Origin of the sequence: Yoonia sp. R2-816 (genome assembly GCF_046762905.1) — a bacterium.
Classification (GTDB): Bacteria; Pseudomonadota; Alphaproteobacteria; order Rhodobacterales; family Rhodobacteraceae; genus Yoonia.
Window position 1 is genome coordinate 167,810 of record NZ_JBKQXN010000216.1, and the last position, 23,952, is coordinate 191,761.

At 57.4% G+C, this 23,952-nt stretch carries 22 protein-coding genes and 1 tRNA gene; 6 read left to right on the forward strand and 17 right to left on the reverse strand.

Annotated elements, in window-relative coordinates; all coding sequences use genetic code 11:
• Positions 1–108: 108 nt before the first annotated feature.
• The 3 genes from ACFWW2_RS14955 to ACFWW2_RS14965 form a co-directional block, all read right to left on the reverse strand.
• Positions 109–873, reverse strand: a complete 765-nt coding sequence (locus ACFWW2_RS14955; protein WP_393929103.1) for an ATP-binding cassette domain-containing protein — start codon at positions 871–873, stop codon at positions 109–111.
• Positions 873–2,027, reverse strand: coding sequence for an ABC transporter permease (locus ACFWW2_RS14960; protein ID WP_393929105.1), 1,155 nt, complete (start codon positions 2,025–2,027; stop codon positions 873–875). Before ACFWW2_RS14960 ends, ACFWW2_RS14955 begins: the two co-directional genes overlap by 1 nt.
• Before the next feature lie 95 nt (positions 2,028–2,122).
• A complete protein-coding gene (locus ACFWW2_RS14965) occupies positions 2,123–3,142 on the reverse strand; it encodes a sugar ABC transporter substrate-binding protein (RefSeq protein WP_393929107.1) in 1,020 nt (339 codons plus the stop codon).
• 169 nt (positions 3,143–3,311) lie between these two features.
• Here ACFWW2_RS14965 and ACFWW2_RS14970 point away from each other — a divergent pair, with 169 nt between their 5' ends.
• A complete protein-coding gene (locus tag ACFWW2_RS14970; RefSeq protein ID WP_393929109.1) occupies positions 3,312–4,523 on the forward strand; it encodes an ROK family transcriptional regulator in 1,212 nt (403 codons plus the stop codon).
• Positions 4,524–4,566: 43 nt separating this feature from the next.
• On the opposite strand, the gene katG is transcribed toward ACFWW2_RS14970, so the two are convergent.
• Positions 4,567–6,768, reverse strand: a complete 2,202-nt coding sequence (gene katG, locus ACFWW2_RS14975) for a catalase/peroxidase HPI (RefSeq protein WP_393929111.1) — start codon at positions 6,766–6,768, stop codon at positions 4,567–4,569.
• A 153-nt stretch (positions 6,769–6,921) separates the two neighbouring features.
• Here katG and ACFWW2_RS14980 point away from each other — a divergent pair, with 153 nt between their 5' ends.
• Entirely contained in the window at positions 6,922–7,821 is a 900-nt protein-coding gene (locus tag ACFWW2_RS14980) for a hydrogen peroxide-inducible genes activator (RefSeq protein ID WP_393929113.1), read from the forward strand.
• On the opposite strand, the gene ACFWW2_RS14985 is transcribed toward ACFWW2_RS14980, so the two are convergent.
• The 4 genes from ACFWW2_RS14985 to ACFWW2_RS15000 form a co-directional block, all read right to left on the reverse strand.
• Positions 7,818–8,675 carry a hypothetical protein gene (locus tag ACFWW2_RS14985; protein WP_393929115.1) on the reverse strand — a complete coding sequence of 286 codons (858 nt, stop codon included), beginning with the start codon at positions 8,673–8,675 and terminating at the stop codon, positions 7,818–7,820. The genes ACFWW2_RS14980 and ACFWW2_RS14985 overlap by 4 nt on opposite strands.
• Before the next feature lie 55 nt (positions 8,676–8,730).
• Positions 8,731–10,143 carry an MBOAT family O-acyltransferase gene (locus ACFWW2_RS14990; RefSeq protein WP_393929117.1) on the reverse strand — a complete coding sequence of 471 codons (1,413 nt, stop codon included), beginning with the start codon at positions 10,141–10,143 and terminating at the stop codon, positions 8,731–8,733.
• 9 nt (positions 10,144–10,152) lie between these two features.
• Positions 10,153–11,160 carry a sterol desaturase family protein gene (locus tag ACFWW2_RS14995; RefSeq protein WP_393929119.1) on the reverse strand — a complete coding sequence of 336 codons (1,008 nt, stop codon included), beginning with the start codon at positions 11,158–11,160 and terminating at the stop codon, positions 10,153–10,155.
• A gap of 253 nt (positions 11,161–11,413) precedes the next feature.
• Positions 11,414–11,490: transfer RNA gene (locus ACFWW2_RS15000), tRNA-Arg, on the reverse strand.
• Positions 11,491–11,656: 166 nt separating this feature from the next.
• On the opposite strand from ACFWW2_RS15000, the gene ACFWW2_RS15005 reads away from it, so the two are divergent.
• Positions 11,657–13,141, forward strand: a complete 1,485-nt coding sequence (locus ACFWW2_RS15005; protein ID WP_393929121.1) for a peroxidase family protein — start codon at positions 11,657–11,659, stop codon at positions 13,139–13,141.
• A 207-nt stretch (positions 13,142–13,348) separates the two neighbouring features.
• The gene (locus ACFWW2_RS15010; RefSeq protein ID WP_393929123.1) at positions 13,349–13,765 is read left to right on the forward strand and encodes a VOC family protein; all 417 of its coding nucleotides are present in this window, start codon (positions 13,349–13,351) and stop codon (positions 13,763–13,765) included.
• Between the two features lie 43 nt (positions 13,766–13,808).
• Here the strand turns inward: ACFWW2_RS15010 and ACFWW2_RS15015 are convergent, their stop codons facing one another.
• From ACFWW2_RS15015 to ACFWW2_RS15055, 9 genes are all read right to left on the reverse strand, one after another.
• A complete protein-coding gene (locus ACFWW2_RS15015) occupies positions 13,809–15,032 on the reverse strand; it encodes a cysteine desulfurase (RefSeq protein ID WP_393929125.1) in 1,224 nt (407 codons plus the stop codon).
• Positions 15,029–15,625 carry a YIP1 family protein gene (locus ACFWW2_RS15020; protein ID WP_393929127.1) on the reverse strand — a complete coding sequence of 199 codons (597 nt, stop codon included), beginning with the start codon at positions 15,623–15,625 and terminating at the stop codon, positions 15,029–15,031. The genes ACFWW2_RS15015 and ACFWW2_RS15020 overlap by 4 nt, the downstream gene beginning before the upstream one ends.
• Complete coding sequence (locus ACFWW2_RS15025) at positions 15,622–16,125, reverse strand: YIP1 family protein (RefSeq protein WP_393929129.1); 504 nt, start codon at positions 16,123–16,125, stop codon at positions 15,622–15,624. The genes ACFWW2_RS15020 and ACFWW2_RS15025 overlap by 4 nt, the downstream gene beginning before the upstream one ends.
• Complete coding sequence (locus tag ACFWW2_RS15030) at positions 16,125–17,411, reverse strand: SufB/SufD family protein (RefSeq protein WP_393929131.1); 1,287 nt, start codon at positions 17,409–17,411, stop codon at positions 16,125–16,127. Before ACFWW2_RS15030 ends, ACFWW2_RS15025 begins: the two co-directional genes overlap by 1 nt.
• Positions 17,411–18,166, reverse strand: a complete 756-nt coding sequence (gene sufC / locus ACFWW2_RS15035) for a Fe-S cluster assembly ATPase SufC (RefSeq protein WP_393929133.1) — start codon at positions 18,164–18,166, stop codon at positions 17,411–17,413. Before sufC ends, ACFWW2_RS15030 begins: the two co-directional genes overlap by 1 nt.
• Positions 18,167–18,259: 93 nt before the next feature.
• Positions 18,260–18,772: a hypothetical protein gene (locus tag ACFWW2_RS15040; protein ID WP_393929135.1), complete on the reverse strand. Its 513-nt coding sequence runs from the start codon at positions 18,770–18,772 to the stop codon at positions 18,260–18,262.
• 112 nt (positions 18,773–18,884) lie between these two features.
• Positions 18,885–20,408, reverse strand: a complete 1,524-nt coding sequence (sufB, locus tag ACFWW2_RS15045) for a Fe-S cluster assembly protein SufB (protein WP_393929429.1) — start codon at positions 20,406–20,408, stop codon at positions 18,885–18,887.
• Positions 20,409–20,419: 11 nt separating this feature from the next.
• A complete protein-coding gene (locus ACFWW2_RS15050; RefSeq protein WP_393929137.1) occupies positions 20,420–21,451 on the reverse strand; it encodes a cysteine desulfurase family protein in 1,032 nt (343 codons plus the stop codon).
• An 81-nt stretch (positions 21,452–21,532) separates the two neighbouring features.
• The gene (locus tag ACFWW2_RS15055; protein WP_393929139.1) at positions 21,533–21,994 is read right to left on the reverse strand and encodes an Rrf2 family transcriptional regulator; all 462 of its coding nucleotides are present in this window, start codon (positions 21,992–21,994) and stop codon (positions 21,533–21,535) included.
• A 167-nt stretch (positions 21,995–22,161) separates the two neighbouring features.
• Between ACFWW2_RS15055 and ACFWW2_RS15060 the strand changes: the two genes are divergently transcribed.
• Positions 22,162–22,815, forward strand: coding sequence for an alpha/beta hydrolase (locus tag ACFWW2_RS15060; protein ID WP_393929141.1), 654 nt, complete (start codon positions 22,162–22,164; stop codon positions 22,813–22,815).
• 2 nt (positions 22,816–22,817) lie between these two features.
• Positions 22,818–23,492 carry a hypothetical protein gene (locus ACFWW2_RS15065; RefSeq protein ID WP_393929144.1) on the forward strand — a complete coding sequence of 225 codons (675 nt, stop codon included), beginning with the start codon at positions 22,818–22,820 and terminating at the stop codon, positions 23,490–23,492.
• The last annotated feature ends 460 nt before the right edge of the window (positions 23,493–23,952 follow it).

Genomic DNA, 23,952 nt, shown 5'->3' on the forward strand with positions numbered 1-23,952 from the left:
TTGCGTGTGCGCGATTGTACTTTATGTATTTAAATTAATTAGTTAGGCAGTGAGTGTGGGTCCGTGTAGTTGCCGAAGCTACAGCGCCTTAGAAGCGATGCAACCCCCTCAATGCGCCGGCGGGTCCTTCGCACCCGTCATAAAAGCGACGGCGTCGGACATGGTGTATTCCTTGGGATCGATCACGCAGAGCCGCTTGCCAAGCCTGTGAACGTGGATCCTGTCGGCCACTTCAAAGACATGCGGCATGTTGTGGCTGATCAGGATAATGGGAATGCCGCGGGACCGTACATCAAGGATCAGCTCCAGCACACGCCGGGATTCCTTTACCCCCAAAGCAGCAGTCGGCTCATCCAGGATAATCACCTTCGATCCGAAGGCTGCGGCCCTGGCCACGGCAACACCCTGCCGCTGTCCGCCTGACAAAGTTTCCACCGCCTGATTGATATTCTGGATGGTCATCAGCCCCAACTCGGTCAGCTTGTCGCGGGCAAATGCCTCCATCGCCTGCTTATCCAGCTTTCGAAACCACTTACCCATGATCCCCGGCTTGCGTAACTCGCGGCCCATGAACATGTTGTCGGCAATTGACAGGGCCGGGCTGACCGCCAGTGTCTGATAAACCGTTTCAATCCCGGCATCCCGCGCGTCAGTTGGTGAATGGAAATGGGTGCGCTGACCCTCCAGATAAATCTCACCGTTGTCCGGGGCAACCGCCCCCGACAGCGCCTTGATCAGCGTTGACTTTCCTGCCCCGTTATCCCCGATTACGGCAAGTATTTCGCCGGGATAAAGCTCAAAATCACATTGGTCGAGAGCGACAACCTTGCCGTACTTCTTGGTCAGGTTCGTTCCCTTCAGGATAGGTTCCATCACGCCGATACCTTTCTGATCCACTGGTCCACCGCCACCGCACCGATGATCAGCGCGCCGATGATAAGATAGGTCCATTGGGCATTCGCCCCGGCCATGCGCAGGCCCAGTTCGAACACACCGACAATCAGTGCGCCAAAAAACGCACCCCAGATTGATCCGCGCCCGCCGAACAGCGATATGCCGCCAATCACGACAGCGGTGATCGACTGAATATTCCCCACAACCCCGGTCGAGGCTGACGGCGATACCGATCCCAGCCGCCCGATCATGACCCAAGCCGCAATGGCACAGATAAAACCGGACAACATGTAAACCGACATCAGCGTTCCCTTGACGTTGACACCCGCCAGTTCCGCCGCCTCCGGATCATCGCCCACGGCATAGACATGGCGGCCCCAGGCCGTTGAGCGCAGCATATAGGCCAGAATGATCGCCAACAGGATCAACACCAACACGCCGTAAGTGATTTTGGTCTGCCACAACAGGTCGAGCAGAAACTGGTCCGTCTCATTGGGGCGAAGACGTTCATATGTGATGCCGCGGGCGTTTTCGATCCAGATGACGAGTTGCTCGTTCGGCTTGTAGCCCAGCCATTGCAGAACCGGTGCATCGTCGCGGATTTCGCGGGGCCGGATCGTCTCATTACGCGAATAAATGTAATTCGTGGCCAGCACGATCTGCCAGATGCCGAGCGTGGCAATAAAAGGCGGGATCTTGACGCGGCTGACCAGCCAACCGGACACGGCGCCCAGCCCTGTGCCGACGACAAAGCCGCACAAAATCGCAAACGATGGCGGAAATCCGTATCGAAACGTAAACTGCCCCATGATGACAGAGCAAAAGACGGCAATCGCCCCAACCGACAGGTCGATACCAGCGGTCAAAATGATCAGTGACTGAGCTAACGCCAGGATACCAACAATCTGAATTTGCTGAAAGACCAGCGCCATTTGCGGCAGGAACCGGGGGCCAAGCCATCCGGTAAAGATGATAATCGCAACCAGCAGCACGATCAGCGGCACCAGCGACGGCGTACGATGCAAGGTGGATTGCAGCATGATCAGCGGCGTCTTGCGCTCCTGCGCGAACGCCGCCACCGATTGTTCAGCACCTTCCAGAACGGCTTCGTAATTGTCGCTCTTGTCAGTCATCTGCAACTCTCCCCTGAGCGTCTGGTTTTGCAGTCCTGTTTCAGGGGCGGGCCAGTGGTCCGCCCCCAAGGACTGGCTAGCTTGCAGGGGTTAGATCACCCCCAGCAAAGATCCGTGCCTTCCTCGACCGAGATCGACTCGACGCCGTCAACCGGCTGATCGGTGACAAGCGCTACTCCGGTGTCAAAGAATTCCTTGCCTTCCGTGTTCTCTGGCAGGGTGCCATCGGCAGCATAGGCCGCAATCGCCTCGATCCCCAGCGATGCCATCAGCAGCGGATATTGCTGCGATGTGGCACCGATCACACCATCGGCCACGTCGGCCACACCCGGGCAACCGCCATCAACCGACACGATCAGCACATCTTCCTGACGACCAACCGCCACCAACGCCTCATAAGCGCCGGACGCCGCAGGTTCATTGATGGTGTAGACGACGTTGATGTCGGGATCGATCGCCAAGCAATTTTCCATCGCCGTCCGCCCGCCTTCTTCGTTGCCGGCTGTCACCTCATTGCAGATGATCCGCTCATCGGTTTCGTCACCCCAGCGCGACGGATCGCCCAGATCAATGCCGAACCCTTGCAGGAAACCCTGGTCACGCAGCACGCCGACCGTTGGCTGGCTGATTGCCAGATCAAGCATCGCGATCTTGGCGTCAGCCGCGGCATCGCCAAGGGCACCGGCCGCCCACTGACCGATCAATTCACCGGCAAGGAAATTGTCGGTGGCAAACGTCGCGTCGGCGGCATTAATCGGGTCGAGCGGTGTATCCAGCGCGATCACCAGCAAACCGGCCTCGCGGGCCGCCTCGACCGATGGAACAATGGCCGCCGTATCAGAAGCGGTAATCAGAATACCCGACGCGCCATTGGCGATGCAGGTTTCAATGGCCGCCACCTGCGCCTCATTATCGCCGTCGATCTGACCGGCATAAGAATTCAGCGTGATGCCCAGTTCCGCCGCTTTGGCCTCGGCTCCTTCACGCATTTTGACGAAGAACGGGTTGGTATCAGTCTTGGTGATCAAACAGGCCGATGTGCCATGAGCATCGGCCATGGCCGACCCGGCAGTTGTCATGCCAACAAGCGCAGTTCCAATTAGCAGTCTTTTCATAATTTCCTCCCAGAAACGCGGTTTTTGGTGAGGGAAGCCCCCTCCCCGACACGCCCGGATTTATCGGGCGAATGTCTCTACCCAACGCGATTCTCACGAACCTGTCAATTAATTAGTTAACTTTCCTTATTAATTGAAACCATGTAATGTAACGGTTGGAGGATGCCCGATGACACGCGGCCATGACATTCCCGACATAAGGTCAATCAGCGCAGGGCTGAGCCAGAAGGGCGTGCGTGATCATAACGAACGGCTGTTGTTGTCCCTGCTCCAGCGGCACGGCGACATGCCCGGCAGCGATCTGGCGCGACGGGCCGGCCTGTCACCGCCTACGGTGTCGGCCATCCTCAAACGGCTTGAAAATGACGGGCTTCTTGAACGCGGCGAACCGCAACGCGGCAAGGTCGGCAAACCATCCGTCCCGATGAAACTGTCTCCCGGCGGGGTTCTGTCATTCGGCCTCAAAATCGGCAGACGGTCCGCCGATCTGCTGGTCATGGATTTCGCAGGCCGGATCAGGCACCAGCGCCAGACCACCTATCCCTACCCCATGCCAGAGGATGTCTTTGGGTTCGTGGCCGACAGCGTGGCAGACATCACCACCCTGCTTGGCCCGCGAGCTGCAGCCCGTATTTGCGGCATCGGTGTCGCCGCCCCGTTCGAGATGTGGAACTGGAGCGACCTGACAGGGCGCGCCGCCGAAACATTTTTGTCATGGAAAAACATAGACATCCGTAGCCGGATCGCACAGATCACCAGTCTGCCCGTTCTGATCGTCAATGATGCCACCGCCGCCTGCCAGGCCGAACATGTCTATGGCCGGGGCAAAGCCTTCCGCGATTACGCGTATTTCTTTGTCGGGGCGTTTGTCGGCGGGGGCATTGTTCTGAACCATTCTGTCTTTGAAGGGCGCCAAGGCAATGCCGGTGCCCTGGGATCCCTGCGCAGCATTGGACCAGACGGGAAAAACCGGCAACTGGTCGATACGGCCTCACTTCATCTGCTTGAGGCACGATTGAAAAAGGCAGCCATCGACCCCGCCCTCCTTTGGCAATCGCCGCAGGACTGGGGTGCATTCACAGATCACGTCGATCCCTGGCTGGACCAGACCGGGTTGGAACTGGCCAAGGCCAGCCTGTCGACCTGCGCCGTGATTGACTTTGAGGCGATCCTGATCGACGGGGCCTTTCCAAGTGCGGTACGCGGCGATCTGGTTGAACGGGTCCGGCATCACATCAGGGATCAGGACACGCGCGGCCTGATCCTGCCCACCATTGAAAGCGGCAATATCGGCGGCAATGCACGGGCCATAGGCGCGGCCTGCGGACCGGTTTTTTCGCAGTATTTCCTGAATACGAACGCCGGGCTGGCGGTCGCGTAAGGCGCGCGACAACATCGCGCGCCTCATTTCCGATCACTTCAGATCAGGCGATGTCGAACCGATCAAGGTTCATCACCTTGGTCCATGCCGCCACGAAATCACCGACAAACCGACCCTGCGCATCGTCCTGCGCATAGACTTCCGCCAAGGCACGCAATTGGGAGTTCGACCCAAAGACCAGATCAACCCGGGTCGCTGTCCACTTGACGTCACCTGACTTGCGATCACGGCCTTCGAACACATCTTCATGTTCAGAGGCCGGCACCCATTCCGTGCCCATATCCATCAGATTGGTAAAGAAATCAGTGCTCAACGTATCGGTCTTATCCGTAAACACCCCATGCGAGGCATCACCGACATTGGCCCCCAGCATACGCAGGCCACCGACCAGCACGGTCATCTCCGGAGCGGTCAGGGTCAGCAATTGGGCACGATCCAGCAGCAGCTTTTCGGCTGGCACCGTGTAGGTGTCTTTCAGATAGTTGCGGAACCCGTCAGCGGCAGGCTCAAGAACAGCAACCGACTCCACATCAGTTTGCTCTTGCGTCGCATCCGTCCGGCCCGGCGTGAAGGGAACCGTGATCGCATGACCAGCATTCTGCGCGGCCTGCTCAACCGCAGCACACCCACCCAGGACAATCAGGTCGGCCATCGACACAGCCTTGCTGCCGGATTGCCCATCATTGAACTTTGACTGGATGCCCTCCAGCACGCCCAATACCTTGGCCAGTTGATCGGGCTGATTGACCTCCCAATCCTTTTGCGGCTCAAGCCGGATTCGTGCACCATTTGCGCCGCCACGCTTGTCAGACCCGCGGAAGGTCGAGGCAGAGCCCCAGGCCACGCCAACAAGCTGTGAAATCGACAGGTCAGACGCCAAAATCTGCGCTTTCAGGTCTGCGATGTCGCTGTCATCAATCAGATCATGATCGACAGGCGGGATTGGGTCCTGCCACAGCAATTCTTCCTCTGGCACTTCTTCACCCAGATACAGGGTCTTGGGGCCCATATCGCGATGGGTCAGCTTGAACCATGCACGCGCAAACGCATCTGCGAACTCGTCCGGGTTCTCGTGATACCGGCGCGAGATTTTCTCATAAGCCGGGTCCATACGCATCGCCATATCGGCGGTGGTCATCATCAGCTTGACCGGCTGACCAGAGCCATCGACCTGCGGGGCATGGTCATCCGCACCCAAATCCTTGGCCTCCCACTGGTTGGCACCGGCGGGGCTCTTGCTCAGCTGCCAGTCATAGCCGAACAGCACATCGAAATACCCCATATCCCATTTGGTCGGGTTCGGCGTCCATGGGCCCTCAATGCCGCTGGTGGTCGCATGAACACCCCTGCCGCTTTCAAAGCCGTTGGTCCAACCCAGACCCATCTGATGGATCGGCGCACCTTCCGGCTCGACCTCAACCATCAACGGATCGCCCGCACCATGCGCCTTGCCAAATGTATGGCCACCCGCCACCAATGCGACGGTTTCCTCGTCATTCATCGCCATCCGCTCGAACGTGTCACGAATATCGCGAGCCGACGCCAACGGATCAGGATTGCCATTTGGACCTTCGGGATTGACGTAAATCAGGCCCATCTGCACGGCCGCAAGCGGGTTCTGCAACTCACGCTCTCCGCTATAGCGGCTGTCGCCCAGCCACACATCTTCCTCGCCCCAATAGACGTCCTCTTCCGGCTCCCACACATCAGCGCGGCCACCAGCGAAACCAAAGGTTTCGAACCCCATGGATTCAAGCGCCACATTCCCCGTCAGGATAAACAGGTCAGCCCATGAAATCTGGTTGCCGTATTTCTGTTTGATAGGCCAAAGCAGACGGCGCGCCTTGTCGAGGTTGCCGTTATCCGGCCAGCTGTTAAGCGGGGCAAAGCGCTGTTGTCCAGTCGATCCACCACCACGACCATCAGCGGTTCGGTAGGTCCCGGCACTATGCCAAGCCATGCGGATAAAGAACGGACCATAATGGCCATAGTCGGCAGGCCACCAATCCTGACTGTCCGTCATCAGCGCGGTCAGGTCTTTCTTCAGCGCCTTCAGATCAAGCTTCTTGAACTCTTCGGCATAGTTGAAATCCGGCCCCATCGGATCGGATTTGGGTGAGTTCTGGTGCAGGATCTTCAGGTTCAGCTGATTTGGCCACCAATCCTTGTTTGAACGCACTGCATTGGTCGTATTGATCGCCCCGCCATGCATAACCGGGCATTTGCCGACATCACTTCCGTCCATTTCTCTCTCCGATCCTGTTGTTGGGCTGCGCTGCAAACGAGGCCTCGCAAATCGGCCACATCGCTGCAGCATTGCTTTACTATGTTTCGTTTGTACCAAGTTTGTTTCATTAGTTTAAGTTGAATCTCCTGATTGGCGCCATAAGATCACCTTATGAAAAACCTGACCCTCAAACAGTTCCGCTATTTCGAGGCCTTGGCAAAGCACGGGCATTTCGGACGCGCATCCGAGACGTGCGCAATCTCGCAGCCGGCCCTGTCCATGCAGATCAAAGAGCTTGAGGAAACACTGGGCACGCAACTTTTCGAACGCGGCGCACGGCAGGTGCGCCTGACCCGCTTTGGCGAGGAGTTCGCGCAGCGGGTCCGCGATATTCTGCGCGCAGTGGATGAGCTTGGCGATCTGGCCCGGGCATCCGGGCAGGCACTCGCCGGACGGCTGCGGCTTGGTGTCATCCCTACCATCGCCCCTTATCTGCTGCCCGCCATCATCGGGCGCCTAACCCATCAATTTCCGGATCTTGATCTGCATGTGCGCGAAACACTGACGCCAAAACTGCTTCAGGAACTGGCGGAAGGAAGGCTCGACACCGCTATCGTCGCCCTGCCCGTCTCTGAACCCGCATTTGAAGAGGTTGCACTCTTTTCCGAGGATTTTGTGCTGGTCCGACCGGACAGCGATTCAGGAAACCCGATCCCCAACGGGGAAACACTGCGCCAGATGCGGCTGTTGTTGCTGGAGGAAGGCCACTGTTTTCGCGATCAGGCACTGTCATTCTGCAACCTGCAATCGGGTCTCCCGCGCGATGGTCTGGACGGCAGCTCATTGTCCACGCTAGTGCAAATGGTCGGCGCCGGTATCGGCGTCACTCTGATCCCCGAAATGGCCGTGCCGGTTGAAACCGGAACCGCCCGGGTCGATGTCGCACAGTTTGACAGGCCCAAACCATCACGCACCATCGGGATGATCTGGCGCAAAACCAACCCGCTGGCCCAACAACTGGCGCAAGTCAGCGAAGTGGTAAGGCAAGCCGCCGAAACACAAAGGCGTTAGTCGACTCCCCAACCGCAAGCGGTATGCAGATCCTGCGAAAAGCCAACCGCACCCTTGGCATTCAAATGGTCGATGTCACGGAACAAAGACAAGTCCGTGACATGGGTCCGCGCGTCCCAATACTGGCCTCCAACGCGCGCTGCCTCGCTTTCGAAGAATGCAATCATCTCTGCGTGGCCGTTCGATGGCCAAGCCTCGCGCGCCGCGGCATAAGCGGGCGATACCGGAAAGGTCACGAAACAGATGCGCGCGCCCTGCCCCGCCAGAAAATCCACAAGCGCACGATACTGTTCCTGTCCTATAGCCACTTGATCGGGCCGCGCCACGCGATGCGACCCGATCCGCATACGGGCATCGCGCATCTGAAGACGCGGCAAATCAAGCGACAGATCGCCAGACGACAACAATGACCCCGCTGGCGTCTGCTGAACGGTCGACCGCAACTGCCCGCCATTTTCGAAGTATGACGTCCAATACGCCAATAACTGCGGGCGGTGACGCGGTGTCGCAGCCAGTAGCATGGGTGTCTTCTCTTCCAATACGGCGGGTGCAGCGTTCAGGCGATAGGGAGCAAACAAATGCGGATCTGCCTGCAAGATCACCCGCTCAGGTGCGTGATCCGCAAAATAATGACGCGCCTTGATCAACATATCGGCGATATTTTCCGACGGATATGCCAGATTGATGAACCCTTGCTGCGCATCAAACCCGCGGGCCACGTGACTGTCACCAAAGGCGACGTCAGCACTCGCCGTGGCTTCCAGTAGCGCCAGATGCTGCGGGCGATTGTCCTGCGGGGCCACTTGCGCGCGCACCAGCATCTCGGTCGCGACAGTCACAATAAGCAGTGTCATGCCGAAGCACACCACCAAGATCCGCAGCGCCACGGCGGACGTGGCGGGTCGCACCTCAGAACTGGAAATAGATGAACGCATAACTGCCACTCGCATAAATGTTGAACAGAGCAAAGGCCGCCAGCGTCCCGCCCAAACCGTACCACACCGTCTGGCGCGGCCCTTCGCGCAACCCGCTGACGATCTGCAGGGCGTTCGGCGCCACAAAGCACAAAACTGCTGCAAACAGAACCATCACGATCAGCTGCGGTGCATCCGCAAAGATCGTCAGTGCCAGCGCATCTGCGGAATGATTGCCGAACATCGCCCCCAAGACCGACAACCCCTGCCCGATCCCGTCAGCACGAAAGAACACCCAGGCAATCACCACCGCCAGAAAGGTCAGCGCATAGCCAACGCCGCGCGGTAGGATACCGGGCAGATGTCGGCTCCAGACGTGATTGACCGTCAGATACAACCCGTGCAGCGCACCCCACATGACAAACTGCATCCCCGCCCCGTGCCAAAGACCGCCCAACAACATGACGATCCACAAATTGGCATAGCGCCGGATGGGGCCGCGCCGATTTCCTCCCAACGGAAAATACAGGTAGTCCCGCAGGAAGGCAGAAAGAGTCATATTCCAGCACCGCCAGAATTCTATGATGCTCTGTGATTTGTATGGCGAGCGAAAGTTCTCGGGCAGAACCAATCCAAACATCAGCCCAAGCCCCAGCGCCATATCAGTGTATCCCGAGAAATCGAAATAGATCTGGAATGTATAGCACAGCATCCCCAACCAGCTTTCAGCCATGCTAAGCGGGATGCCCAGACTGTCCGTCAGAAACATGGTATCGGCCCCGACGGCAAGGGTGTCGGCGATCAGCACTTTCTTGGCCAGACCAATGCAGAACAGCAGCGCACCCGCCGCGACATCCTCGGTCCGAAATGCGGCGAATCTTTTGTCACTCAGTTGCCCGATCAATTGGCTGTGATGCACAATCGGTCCAGCAATCAACTGCGGAAAAAACGTAATGAAGAAAGCATATTGCAGGGCATCACCGGGGCGCGCCTTGCCCTGATAGATATCAACAAGATAGGCAATCTGCTGGAACGTGAAAAAGGAGATGCCAAGCGGCAGCGCAATGGCCGCTAGACCAATCGACGTGCCCGATATCGCCTCCAGCATTTCAGCAAAGAAGCCAGCATATTTGAACCAGCCGAGCAGGCCAAGGTTCAACATGACGCCGATCACAAGGGTTAACTTTCGACCTTCGCGGTGAATGGTCAGCGCAAGCAGAAAATTTGCAAGCACACTACCGACCAGCAACAGCACATAAGGCGGATAATGCCAGCCGTAGAAAACAAGCGACGCCAACACCAGAAAGCCCAGACAGGCTCGCAAGCCAAAAAGCCGGCGAGTCAGAAATGCGCCACTGATCACGAAGGGCAGAAAGCCCAGTAGAAACGTCAGTGACGCAAACAGCATGCGGTGTGCCTACTCGGCTGGCGGCGTTACAGGTGATTGACGTCTTGAAGGTCGAATTCGGCGCCAGATCTTGATCAACGGCGTGATGTAAAGTCCAAACAGGGACCGGTACTCGTGCATCTCTTCATCATCAATACCAAACTTCATCCGCTCGTCATGGCGGGGCAGATACAAGGTACCAAACAACTTATCCCAGAAAGAGAAAATATGACCAAAATTGGTATCGTAGTGCTCTGGCGATTTGCTGTGATGCACCTGATGCTGAGCAGGGGAGATAAAGATACGGTTCCAGAAATCACCGTAGGAAATCCAGACATGGCTGTGGCGTAGGTTGTAGCCGGCAACCCGCCACAGCCAGACACCCAGCAACGTACCGAATATGTTGATCGATGACACGTTCAGCCCGAAAACATATTGCCAGACAACAATGCCTAGACCGATCACGATGGCGGAAACGAGTGCCCCAAAAATTGCTTCCAATGGATGGCGCCGCAATGCCGTGGCTGGTGTCATCACTTCAGCGGAATGATGCACCTTGTGCAGTTCCCACAGAATCGGAACCTTGTGCTTAAGATAGTGAGCATAGGTGGCACTGAAATCCCAAAGCAGCACCAGATAGATAGAACACAAGACACGTTCGGTCATCGTGATGTCGCCATCTGCAGGTTGAAGCCCAATCGCTTCAACAAGGCTGCTGACAATAACGGCAACAATTGTCGGACTGATCACAGCAGAAATCGCGATAACGAACAACACGATCTGGTTGATGCCGAACACTGCATAGTCAAGTTTAGCCGATTGATGCAGGAAAATCCTGCGCGGAAACAGCATCGCGAACACACGGCGTACGGATGGGATACGACCTTTTGATTTTCGCGATAGCCGCACGACAACAACAATGGTGGCAATCACCAAGGCTACGATAAGTGGCACAATACTTAAAAAGTGCCCATGATCGAACAGTACGCCACCCGTCAGTTCCCAAATTTTCTTCAGAAATTCGACTGTCGTTTCCATTACAATTCTCGACATCTGGATGGCTATATTTGTTGAATTCTCTATTTCTGTATTGTGACCCAATCAAGGCAAGGTCATGACAATCCCTCGGTCACACAGCCATTGGGTCAGGTCTGCGGACAATAGCCTAAGGCAGACCGCAACCGCGACAGTCTGCCGCGCTGTCTGCCTATGATAAATGCAACAACAAAAGAGCAACTATACTCGAGGGCTACAATCAATCAGAAATTCGGCTTCATCTTGAACAATGAATTGGCGCACCCGAGAGGATTCGAACCTCTGGCCTCTGCCTTCGGAGGGCAGCGCTCTATCCAGCTGAGCTACGGGTGCCTGTCGCCCAACTAGCATCGTCGCAGTCCTGCTGCAATGCCCAAACGCGGGTAGGCAAAACCTGACTTGCGCTATGACGCCGCCGGGCCATAATCGCGACGTGCATCTCTCTATTTCTAAATGCACAAGACAGACCATTTTGAGTACCAATTTTTGGAGCAATGATATGAGTAAGACAGCCCACGGGATGTCCCGTTACGATCTGTTTTTGAACGAATGCCTCAAGCACCACGCAACCAATGACCCAAGCCCGCTACCGCAGGTTTTTGGCTATCTCGGCCATCCCAACCCGGTGACCGGTAATCTGACCAAGGAACATATTGTCAATGCGTTCGACAGCCTTGTCGAAACGATGCGGACTGCGAAAGTTGATGATGGCGATGCCGATGCCGGCATGACCTTTTTCGGCCAGTTCATCGACCACGACATCACGCTTGATACAACCAGCGCCATTGGTACGGCGATTGATCCGCGGTCGATCCGCAATGTCCGCACGCCGAACCTTGATCTTGATTGCGTCTATGGTGACGGGCCCGAGGCCTCGAACTATCTTTATTCCCACGCCGAAGGGACAGAAAATTTCCTGCTCTTTGGCCGCAAGGATAACCCTTACGATCTGGCGCGGAACTGCAAAGGCACCGCCCTAATCGGCGATTTCCGCAATGACGAAAACATCCTCGTCAGCCAGATCCAGGGGGCGTTCGTCTGCCTGCACAACATTCTGATGACGCATATCCACGAAGGCAAGGATGAAGCACATGACATCGCCAACTGCGCCCAGATGGGCGTGCGCCGCGATGTCTGGCACGACATCCTGCCGCCAAAACTGCAGGATTTCGAACAGGTTCGCCGGTTCATCCGGTTGCATTATCAGTGGCTCGTGCTGCATGAATTCCTGCCATCCTTCGTGGATCAGGACGATATCAACCATGCGCTCGACCATGATATCTTCCCCGATGGGCCGATGATGCCCGCCGAGTTTTCGGTGGCGGCCTACCGGTTTGGCCATGCCACCGTGCAGCCGGAATATGTGCTGCGCAAAGGCGAGGCAGCACTTGATCTCTTTGCCCTGCGCGGCTTTGGCCCGCGTGATCCTGGTGCCACGATCGAAATGGATCAGTTCTTTGGTGCGCATGCACAAAAGGCGCTGCCGGTCGGCACCAAAATGGCCGAAACCCTGTTTGAGCTGCCCGACAATATCGTCGGCTCCGGCCTGAAATGGGGTGATCATGACATCCCGGTCGCACAGGCCAAAAAGCTTGCCTTGCGCAACATCCTGCGTGACCGGACGGCGATGCAAATCCCGTCAGGTCAGCAAATGGCGCATAAGCTGGGGCTGCATGTCCTGAAAACGCCCAAAGTGCTGAAAGACCATCACATCGACAAGACCCCGCTCTGGTTCTACTGCCTGCAAGAAGCGCAGGAAAAGGGCAACGGTCGCCTGACAGGTGTCGGTGGCAAGATCGTGGCCTCTGTCTTTGTGCGTCTGCTTCGGCAAGACCCAGAAAGCATCCTGAACCTGCACGGGTTCGAACCCTGGTCAGGCTTTGGCGACAAATGCACCATGGCGAATGTCATGAAGTTCGTCGAAAAGCACCGCGATCACGTCAAGAACCGCGAAGACCTCTACTGCGGTCCAGAGCAATACTAAACAATCGGATGCGCGTTCCGGCGCGCATCCAAACCGGCCTGGTCTGCCGGATTTTTCCACTCTCTCAGGACCGATCCCGCTGACTATGGCAAAGCACCGGTTTTCAATATATTCAATGGGCCATTCAAGCAGCGGACAACGTGTTGGCGCCGCAAAATCGCGTTAAACGCAAACCGACCGCCGCCTGTCCAGAGAGGGACGCCCAAAATGATCGCTTATGTCACGGTCGGTGCTGACGACATCGCGCGCGCGGAACGGTTCTACTCCGCCTTACTGCCAAAACTCGGCTACCAGCTGGAAAAATATCACGGCGACCTGAGTTACATCTTGCCCCGCCAGCCCGGTCAGTCAGCGGCCCCGCCGGATTTCTACGTCAAATCACCCTTCAATGGACGCCCTGCCTCAGCCGGGAACGGAACGATGATCGCGTTCGAGGCATCAAGCCAACAAAAGGTGCGCGACCTTCACGCAGCAGCACTTGCCGCCGGGGGAATTGATGAGGGGCAGCCGGGTTTTCGCGCCTCATACGGCCCGCAATTCTATGTGGGCTACCTGCGTGACCCGCATGGCAACAAGATCGCCCTATTCTCCAGCAACCCTGACGATCCGGGACGTGACGGATAGCACTGCGCTTAGGCGGTGAACGCTGCCCCTTTACCGCCGCCCCTTACCCAAACAACTCGTGGCACAGCTCAAGCGCGTCGATCAGCACGTCCACTTCCTCGGTCGTGTTATACATCCCGAACGATGCCCGGCAGGTCGCCCCCACCCCCATATGTTCCATCAATGGCATCGCGCAATGGGTCCCGGCGCGCACTGCGACGCCCTTTTTGTCCAGCACGGTCGAGATGTCATGGGCATGGGCCGCCCCCTCCAAGGTGAAGGAGAATATCGCGCCTTTGGTGGCTGACACGCCCTGCACATTCAGCCAGTTCAACCCGTCCAGACGGTCGCGGGCATAATCACGCAAGCCCCGTTCATGCGCGGCGATCTGATCCATCCCCGCATCCATCATGTATTCCAGCGCAGCACCAAGCCCAATGGTCTGGACGATCCCCGGTGTGCCCGCCTCGAACTTCATCGGCGGGTCGTTCCAGGTCACCTCATCCCGCGTCACATCGCGGATCATGTCACCACCGCCCATGAACGGGCGCATCTCGGCCATCCGCTCTTTGCGGACATAGATCGCGCCGGACCCGGAAGGTCCATAAAGCTTGTGGCCGGTGATCGCAAAGAAATCACAGCCAATATCCTGCACATCAACCGGCATATGCACCGCCGATTGGCTGCCATCGACCAGCACCGGAACACCCTTGGCATGGGCACCAGCCGTGATCGCCTTCACATCCACAACCGTGCCCAGCACATTGGACATGTGGGTCACGGCCACCAGTTTCGTCCGCGGGCCGATGGCATCAATCACCTTTTGCGGGTCCAGATCGCCATTGGCATCCACATCGACCCACTTGATCACGGCGCCTTGCCGTTCGCGCAGGAAATGCCAGGGCACGATATTGGCGTGATGTTCCATGATCGACAGAACAATCTCATCACCGGGTTCAAACCGGGGCATAGCCCAACCATAGGCGACCATATTGATGCCCTCTGTCGTGCCGGAGTTGATGATAATCTCATTCTCGGACCGCGCATTCAAAAAGCGGGCAATGATCCCCCGCACGCCTTCATATCGCTCGGTGGACAGGTTGCTCAGGTAGTGCAGACCGCGATGAACATTGGCGTACTCATCGGCATAGCCACGAGTGACCGCATCAATGACAACCTGCGGTTTCTGGGCAGAGGCACCATTGTCGAGATAAACCAGCGGCTTGCCATTCACCTCGCGTGAAAGGATCGGGAAATCAGCGCGGATCTTGGCCACATCATAGGTCATATCGTTCCTCCGGACAGCGATACGCCCACCATTGCCAGTATGATTAGGGCGACCACGCCAACGCCAAAAAGGGACAACACAAACGCGACAAAGGATTTGCCCAAGCTGTTGAACTCATGCAGGACGTTGATGAAATTCAGAAAACACCACAACAAGGCACCTAGCGCGACCATCCCGAACAGCAATCCTATCTGAGGACTGATCAGGATCAGACCGATCTGGATGACCTCAAGTGTCAGATTGATCGCATGAAACCAGACAATGATCGTCAGGGTCGCGTGCAAATCACCGATGCCATCCATGATCTGTCCGGCGAAATAGGTGCCATACACCATCAGAACCATGAAAAGCCCCAGAACGCCGGTCAAGGCCCACGGGCTCAGCGTCAGTGGACTTGGCGGCGCATTGTCAGGAACAGGCGAGATCACCTGCATCAGCGCCAGCAAAAGCACATTGAGGATCACGATCAGCGCAAGACCCATCCACAAGGTGCGCATGTCGATGCGCAAATCAATGGCCTTGCGGGCCATGTCAGCCGGTTCCAGCAAACTCATCCAGACGGCCCGCATCCAGCTTTGGAAATCAACACTCATGGTCTGCTTTCCGCCTCGCGCAAGGATTGGAACCAAATCACCAGAAATCCGATCACCCAGATCGCCCCGACAATATTGGTCTGTTGTCCGGGGCCAATAAACCCGGCGGTCAGCCCGTGCAACAGAAGAACAGGGACCGTTGCCAACATACTCCAGAACAAGGCGATACGCGCACCATACCAGTCGCCCTGTCCGCCAAGCGCCTTGGCAATCATATGGGTGATCGCCGCAAGGAAGTATAAGAACAGCGGCCAGATCATGATCCAGGCCAGAAACTCATAAGCCATAAGCCGGGTCAAATCCGGCGCCTCGGCCCCTGGCGGCAGGTCGAAACCGGCCGCCGTACGTGACAAACGCGGCCACTGGGCCACAAAGATCAGGAAACAGGCGATCATCAGATAGGCAATCGCCCGATCCTCCCGCCTGCCCTGATCCAGAATGCTGCGGATCACAGCACGCGGCGCGCGCCAAGTGCGCACGATGTCACTTGTGACAGGCATCAGGTGTGACGCGCCAACCAGCCTTCCAGCCGGTCCCGCAGGTCATCCGCCAACGCCTCATCCTCGATCTCCTCCAGCGCCTCGGCAACAAAGGCCAGGGTCAACAGGCTCTGCGCATCCTTCTCGGGCAGGCCGCGCGAGCGCAGATAGAACAACGCCTCCTCGTCAATCGCGCCCGACGTGGAGCCGTGCGAACAGGCCACATCATCGGCATAGATCTCCAACTCCGGCTTTGCCAGAAACTGGCTGTCGTCATCCAGAAGCAGCGACTGGCTGATCTGATAGCCATCGGTTTTCTGGGCACCGGCCTTCACCAGGATCTTGCCCTGAAACACGCCCGTCGCCCCATTGCGCAGCACTTTCTTGAACACCTGACGGCTTTCGCAATTCACTGCGTCATGGGTGATGAAAACGGTATCATCATGATGAAAATCGCGGCCATCACCAACACAGGCGCCAGCCACATGGGCCACAGCCTCATCCCCGACAATCTCGATAATACAATCGTTGCGGGTCAGCACACCGTTAAAGGTCAGCGTAAAGGACTTGAAAGTCGACCCCGCACCAATCCTTGCGAAACAATGGGTTACAGCGCGACGTTCATGGTCGCGACCTTGCGCACGGACATGATGGAACGTCCCCCCATCCGCCACCTCGACCTCCAGTTGCTTGGAAAAACGGGCCGCCGCCGGTCCGGTTTCCAGCAAGGTCACTTCGGCCCCTGCTTCAACCTTGACCACATTATGCAGGATCGCGTCCGACGCCACATCCTGATGCAGATAAATCAGGTTGATCGGCTTGGATACCTTCGCCGTCGCGCGGATCACCACACCATCACTGGCAAAGGCGGTATTCATCGCGGCAAAGGGGCGGTTCACCGGGGTCTGACCCCTCGCTTCAAGCACGCCATAAACGTCCTTGACCCAATGAATATCGGCCGCCATCGCATCGGCCAGACGCTCAATCTCGACACCCTCGCCGCTCAGATCATCAGACGCATCTGCATCAAAGACACCATCGACAAACACAACCCGTACACGATCCACCGCATCAAACAGCGGGCTTTCATCACTGTGAAACAGCGCGGCCTCGGGCGCTTCCGGGGCATTCAGCGACGTCGGATCGGTATATTTCCAATACTCGTCGCGCTTGCTCGGCAGACCCATCGCCTGCAACCGTGCCAGCGCATCAGCACGCGCGGCATTGGCCCAACCGGCCCCGTCCGGCATGGTCAATCGCGCCAGCCGGGCCTCTGTCACATCCGCTTTTAGTTTCGCCAGCGCCATCAGGCCACCTCTGCCAGAATATCGGCATAGCCGTTGTTCTCGACCTCAAGCGCCAGTTCGGGACCGCCCGTTTTTACGATGCGACCATCGGCCATGATATGCACCACATCGGGCTGAATATGATCCAGCAGACGCTGATAATGGGTGATCACCAGAAACGACCGGCCTTCGGACCGCAGGGCGTTCACACCTTCGGCCACCAGCTTCATCGCATCGACATCCAGCCCTGAATCGGTCTCGTCCAGAATGCACATCTTGGGTTCCAGCATTGCCATCTGCAGAATTTCGTTGCGCTTCTTCTCACCACCGGAAAAGCCCACATTGACCGGACGCTTCAGCATATCGGCATCAATCTTCAGACTCTTGGCCTTGGCACGGACTTCTTTCAGAAAATCGCCGGCGCTCAACTCTTCCTCACCACGGGATTTCCGCTGGGCATTCACCGCCGTGCGCAGAAACGTCATGTTGCCCACACCGGGTATTTCGACCGGATACTGAAACGCCAGAAACAGACCTGCCGCGGCGCGCTCTTCCGGCTCCATATCCAGAAGATCAGCACCTTCCAGCTGGGCCGACCCATCCGTCACCTCATACCCGTCCTTGCCCGACAGCACATAGGACAAGGTGGATTTGCCAGACCCGTTGGGACCCATGATGGCATGTACCGATCCGGGTTCGATCTTCAGATCCACACCATTGAGGATCTGCTTGTCTTCTTCTTCCAGTTTGACCTTCAGGCCTTTGATATCCAGCATTCTTTTCTCCTCAATACGTATATGTTTCGGTCACGGCAAAAACCTTCGCGCGGACGGGTCCGGCAAAGGCTGCGTGGAATAAATTTTCAGGGGTCAGAGACTGATTGTCACGTCCCGAAAGACCAGCGACATCGGCACTGTCTGTGCGCGCACGGTCTCGACATATTCCGGCGAATAGACAATCGCCAGTTTGTCCGGATAGGCCCACATCAGATTGTGACCTGCCACAAACATCAGCACTGCGCCGGCCACCTGTGCCACGCGCAACACCATCTTGCGATGATGCATCAGCGCCGCCAGCGTCAGCATAACAAGAAGGCTGAGCAGTATGTCGGTAAAGATCGAGGCATCGGTCACCTCGGTCATTCCCAGATAACGAATGCGCAGCGCCTGCCCGGCCATCATGGCCACGCCACCAATGATCAACGACACCAGAATTTTGGAGATATTGATCTTGCTGCGCTTGACGGTCTGCCGGATCTCTTTTTGCGATGTGTGCTTGGGCACATGCATCTTCAGTTCGGGATCGTAATAGGCGTTGTTGCGCGGATTGTTGATGCGCTTCACCCGCGCATTGAAATCGTTGATGTCGTATTTTCGCGCCATCTATCGGTCCGCCATCCCTACTCAGGATGCAGTGTCCCACCCAATCGGGGCGGAAACGGGGCCGCGCGGTGACGGACCCGCGACGATATCGGTGCGAAATCGTGCGCATGACCTAGCCGACAGAGCCTTCCAGCGAAATCGCCACAAGCGCCTGTGCTTCCATGGCAAATTCCATCGGCAGCGCCTGCAGCACTTCCTTGCAGAACCCGTTCACGACCAGCGCCACAGCCTCTTCCTCATCCATGCCGCGCTGACGGCAATAGAACAGCTGATCGTCATCGACCTTCGATGTGGTCGCCTCATGCTCCACCCGGGATGAGTTATTCTTCACCTCGATGTAAGGCACCGTATGCGCACCACATTTATCGCCGATCAGCAGGCTGTCACACTGGGTATAATTGCGCGAATTCTTCGCCTTCGGATGCATCGACACAAGGCCACGATAGGTATTCTGCGCCTTGCCCGCAGAAATCCCCTTGGACACAATCCGCGACTTGGTGTTCTTGCCCAGATGGACCATCTTGGTGCCCGTATCGGCCTGCTGCATATTGTTGGCAATGGCGATGGAATAAAACTCACCCTGGCTGTCATTGCCCCGCAAAATGCAGCTTGGATATTTCCAGGTAATCGCCGACCCGGTCTCCACCTGCGTCCACATCACCTTTGACCGGTCACCCCGGCAATCGGCACGCTTCGTCACAAAATTATAGATCCCGCCGACACCGTTCTCATCGCCCGGATACCAGTTCTGTACGGTGGAATACTTCACCTCCGCATCTTCCTCGACGATGATCTCGACAACGGCAGCATGTAGCTGGGCCACATCACGCTTTGGCGCAGTACAGCCTTCCAGATAGGACACATGAGACCCTTTGTCAGCGATGATCAGCGTGCGCTCAAACTGGCCGGTATTCTCCGCGTTAATGCGGAAATAGGTCGACAGCTCCATCGGGCAGCGGACCCCGGGCGGGACATACACAAACGACCCGTCCGAAAACACGGCAGAGTTCAGCGTGGCATAGAAATTGTCCGATGGCGGCACAACGGACCCCAAATATTTCTTCACCAATTCCGGATGCTTCTCAATCGCCTCGGAAATCGAACAGAAGATGACGCCCGCCTTCTCAAGCTCCGCCTGAAAGGTCGTGCCCACGGACACAGAGTCAAACACCGCATCCACAGCCACCTTGCGGCCTTCGGCGGGAATATCCTCAGCCCCTTCAACACCTGCCAGAATAGCCTGCTCTTTCAACGGGATACCCAGCTTGGCATAGGTCGCCAGCAGCTTGGGATCGACCTCATCCAGCGACTTTGGCTTCACTTCCATGCTCTTGGGGCGGGCATAGTAATAGATGTCCTGAAAATCGATATCGGGATAGCTGACCATGGCCCATGTCGGCTCCTCGATCTGCTCCCAGCGGGCAAAGGCCGACAGACGCCAATCGGTCATCCATTCGGGCTCATTATTCTTGTTTGAGATCAGACGCACGATATCGGTGTTCACGCCCTTGGGCGCATACTCCATCTCGATCTCGGTCTCCCAACCATGCTTATAAGCACCCGAGAGTTCCTTGACCGCATCAACCGTCTCCTGATCAACGCCCTCTTTGACTTCAACTGCATCCATCGCGTTCATCTCGACCTCTCTCAAGCTGCCCGCCTGCGGGCGCGTTTCTCTGTCCAGGCCTGCGCAAAGCGCATGACCTCATCCTCTGTTGTCTCCAGCCCCAGCGACACGCGCAGCGCACTCGCGGCAGCTTCATCATCCAGTCCCATGGCCTTCAAAACCCGGCTCACCTTCACCTTGCCTGATGAACAGGCCGATCCTGCCGAAACCGCAAACCCCGCCAGATCCATCGCCATGACTTGCGTCTCACCCTTCCACCCAGGGGTGGCAAAACAACTCGTGTTCGGAAGACGGCGACACCCTTTCCCGACAAAAATAGTCCTGTTTTCGGCAGCCTCAATAGCACTTTCTAGAATATTTCTAAGTTTCTCGATCCGGTCCCATTTTCCACCTGCCAGATCGGCCTGCGCGGCCTGCGCAGCAGCGCCCATACCGGCAATGGCGACCACATTCTCAGTGCCCGACCGGCGCCCCATCTCCTGCCCGCCACCTTTGATCTGCGCGGCCACGTCCGTACCGGCCGGAAAGATCAGCGCACCCACACCTTTCGGGCCACCAAATTTATGGGCCGACAAAAACACCATCCGCACGCCTGACCAGTTGAAGGCAAAGGGAATGCGACCAAACCCTTGTGTGATATCAGACACCGCCAATCCCTGCGGCAATTCCTGCACAATCCCTGTTTCCGAATTGGCCAGTTGCAGCACCGACGCGCCCGGATCGTCCACCTGCACGGCACCGTCCACAACCGGCAAAACCGGATCAACCCAGGCATGCACCGCATCATGTTCAATCGGTGCCGCCTTCAGCCCACGCCCCGCCAGCACCAGCGCTGCGGCCTCGGTCGCACCAGATGTAAACACCACATCCGCACCCGAGGCACCCACAGCCTCAGCCAGCTGCGCCCGCGCCTTCTCAACCAGCCCCTTTGCCGCACGCCCCTCGGCATGCACAGAGGACGGATTACCCACCACATCCATCGCCGCCAGCATCGCCGCCCTCGCCTCTGCCCGCAAAGGCGTCGTGGCGTTATGATCCAGATACACCCTCATCCCTTCTTCCGAGCAGAAATATCCCGGGGTCCGGGGCTGGCCCCGGCTAAACATGTCTCGCGGCGCAGCCGCACCTTTGGATCACGCCTCATCAACGACCTCGAACAGCGCAGGAACGGCCGGACAGGGGGCCAATTCATTGCCCACCACATCCGACAGGCGGGCCTGATGCAAAAACACATAGACATGGGCGCTTAACCCCTCCCACAACCGGTTGGTCATGGATTGGGCGCGGCTGCCAGAGGTCGCTCCCGACGCCCCTGCCCCCTTGTGCATGGCTGATACGGTCTCATCCACGGCACCCAGGATCTCTGACACCCGAATATCCGCCGCCGACCGGGCCAGACGATAACCGCCACCCGGGCCACGCACGGATTCAACCAGGCCGGCGCGGCGCAGCTTCACAAACAGCTGCTCCAGATACGGTAGTGAGATATCCTGACGCTTGGAAATCTCCGTCAGATTGACCAGGCCATCGCCCTCCTGCAAGGCCAGATCAGCCAGCGCCACCATCGCATAGCGGCCCTTTGTACTTAATTTCATGCCAGCCCCCTCGCGCGCGACACGCAATTTCATTGACGCCGCAGCCTCGCGTCATTACTTCACCGTGAACACAAGATTTGGGGTCATCCCCGAATTTAGAATCTTTCTAAAGTGCCTGAGCATTTTCGTCAACAATGCACTTGGGCCATAGCAGTGACGGATCAAGAATGCCCGAAGTCATCTTCCCCGGACCCGAAGGGCGCCTCGAAGGGCGCTACCACCCGCAAAAAGATCGGGATGCACCGATTGCCATCGTGCTGCACCCGCATCCGCAATTCGGGGGTACGATGAACAACCGGGTCGTCTACAACCTGCACTACGCCTTTTATAACATGGGCTTTACCGTGTTGCGGTTCAACTTCCGCGGTGTGGGGCGCAGCCAAGGCGAATATGATCAGGGGGTTGGTGAACTCAGCGATGCCGCCAGCGCGCTCGACTACCTGCAGTCGATGAACAACAACGCCAAACATTGCTGGGTGGCGGGCTTTTCATTTGGCGCGTGGATCGGCATGCAGCTCTTGATGCGGCGGCCCGAAATCACCGGGTTCATCTCGGTCAGCCCACCGGCAAATATGTACGACTTCAGCTTCCTCGCCCCCTGCCCGTCCTCGGGGCTGATCATCAACGGCTCAAACGACCGGGTCGCTCCGCCGCGCGACACAGTCAGCCTTGTCAACAAGCTGCACGAGCAAAAAGGGATCACGATCACCCATGATGAAATGGAAGGGGCCGGACATTTCTTCGAAGATCCATATATGGACCCAATGATTGACACAGTTAAGGCCTATGTCCGGCGGCGATTGACCGAAAACACGAGGTAGTCATGGCCGAATCCTATGTCGACAGAGTTGCCAATGAACTTGCCGATCTCGCCCTCGCGGATCAGGCAGCATCGGGTGATGTCGGGATCGTGGAAGAAATCGGCAAACTGCTTGGGGCATCCTCGCAAACCCTGCAAGAGACCTATCTGACCGCCGTGCGCGTCCGGCGGGCCGAAGCACGCGCGCGCGAACTGCTGGAGCGGCGGCAGGCCAACGGGTTCAAAAACGCACCACCGCCCAAGGCGGCACCGCTGCAAGGCCTGTCAGAAGAAGACAAGAAAGCCGCAGAGGCCGAAATCGAACGGAAGGCCGCAGAGACGACACCGGTCGACAACGCCAAGGCAGCCGCGGAAGAAGCCGCACGCGAAGCCGCCGAAATCGAGGCCGAGATCGCAGCCGTCGCGGCCCGCAAAGCCGAAGAAGAGGCAGCGAAAAAAGCCGCAGAGGAAGAAGCCCGCAAAGCCGCCGCCGCGCGCAAGGCAGAAGCGGAAAAAGCCGCCAAAGCCGAAGCGGAAAAGAAGGCCGCCGAAGCCGCAAAACCCGTTGTCGGCCCCTGGGATCTGGAAGACGACGCCGCATCGACACCCGCGCCCTCAGCCCCAGCCACTGCCACTGCCCCTGCCAAAAGCGAGCAGGCCGACAAATCCCCTGCCATGCCCAGACGTGTAACACGCTAATCAACGATCCAGTTCACTGGCTGGCATTCATTTTTTTGTGCCGTTCTATTCCTTTCCGTTGTGGTGCCATCCTATTGCGTCCCTTGGTCGTGCTGTCCCATTGCGTCCGCTGGTGGCGCCGTTCTATTCCGTCCTTTGGCCGTGCCGTCCTATTCCCTCCTCTGGTGATGCCGTTCTTTCTTTCTTTTGGTTGACCCGCAACCGAACGCCGCAAGCATCGGTGATGCACGCGATCTCGGCGGAGGCGATAAAACATCCCTGTTCTGCCGCACCCCTGCACAGACTAAGCTCACTCGACATCCTTGTCTGCGCCTGACCTCGCGCCCAAACCCCGTCGATCACAAACGAAGACGACGATGCCAGTTGCTTCGCCCCATATATGCTCTGTCTCGTCTTCTCCCTCCATCCCGCCATACACATTCAGCATATTGCAGTCGGTCCATATAACCTTCGATCACCA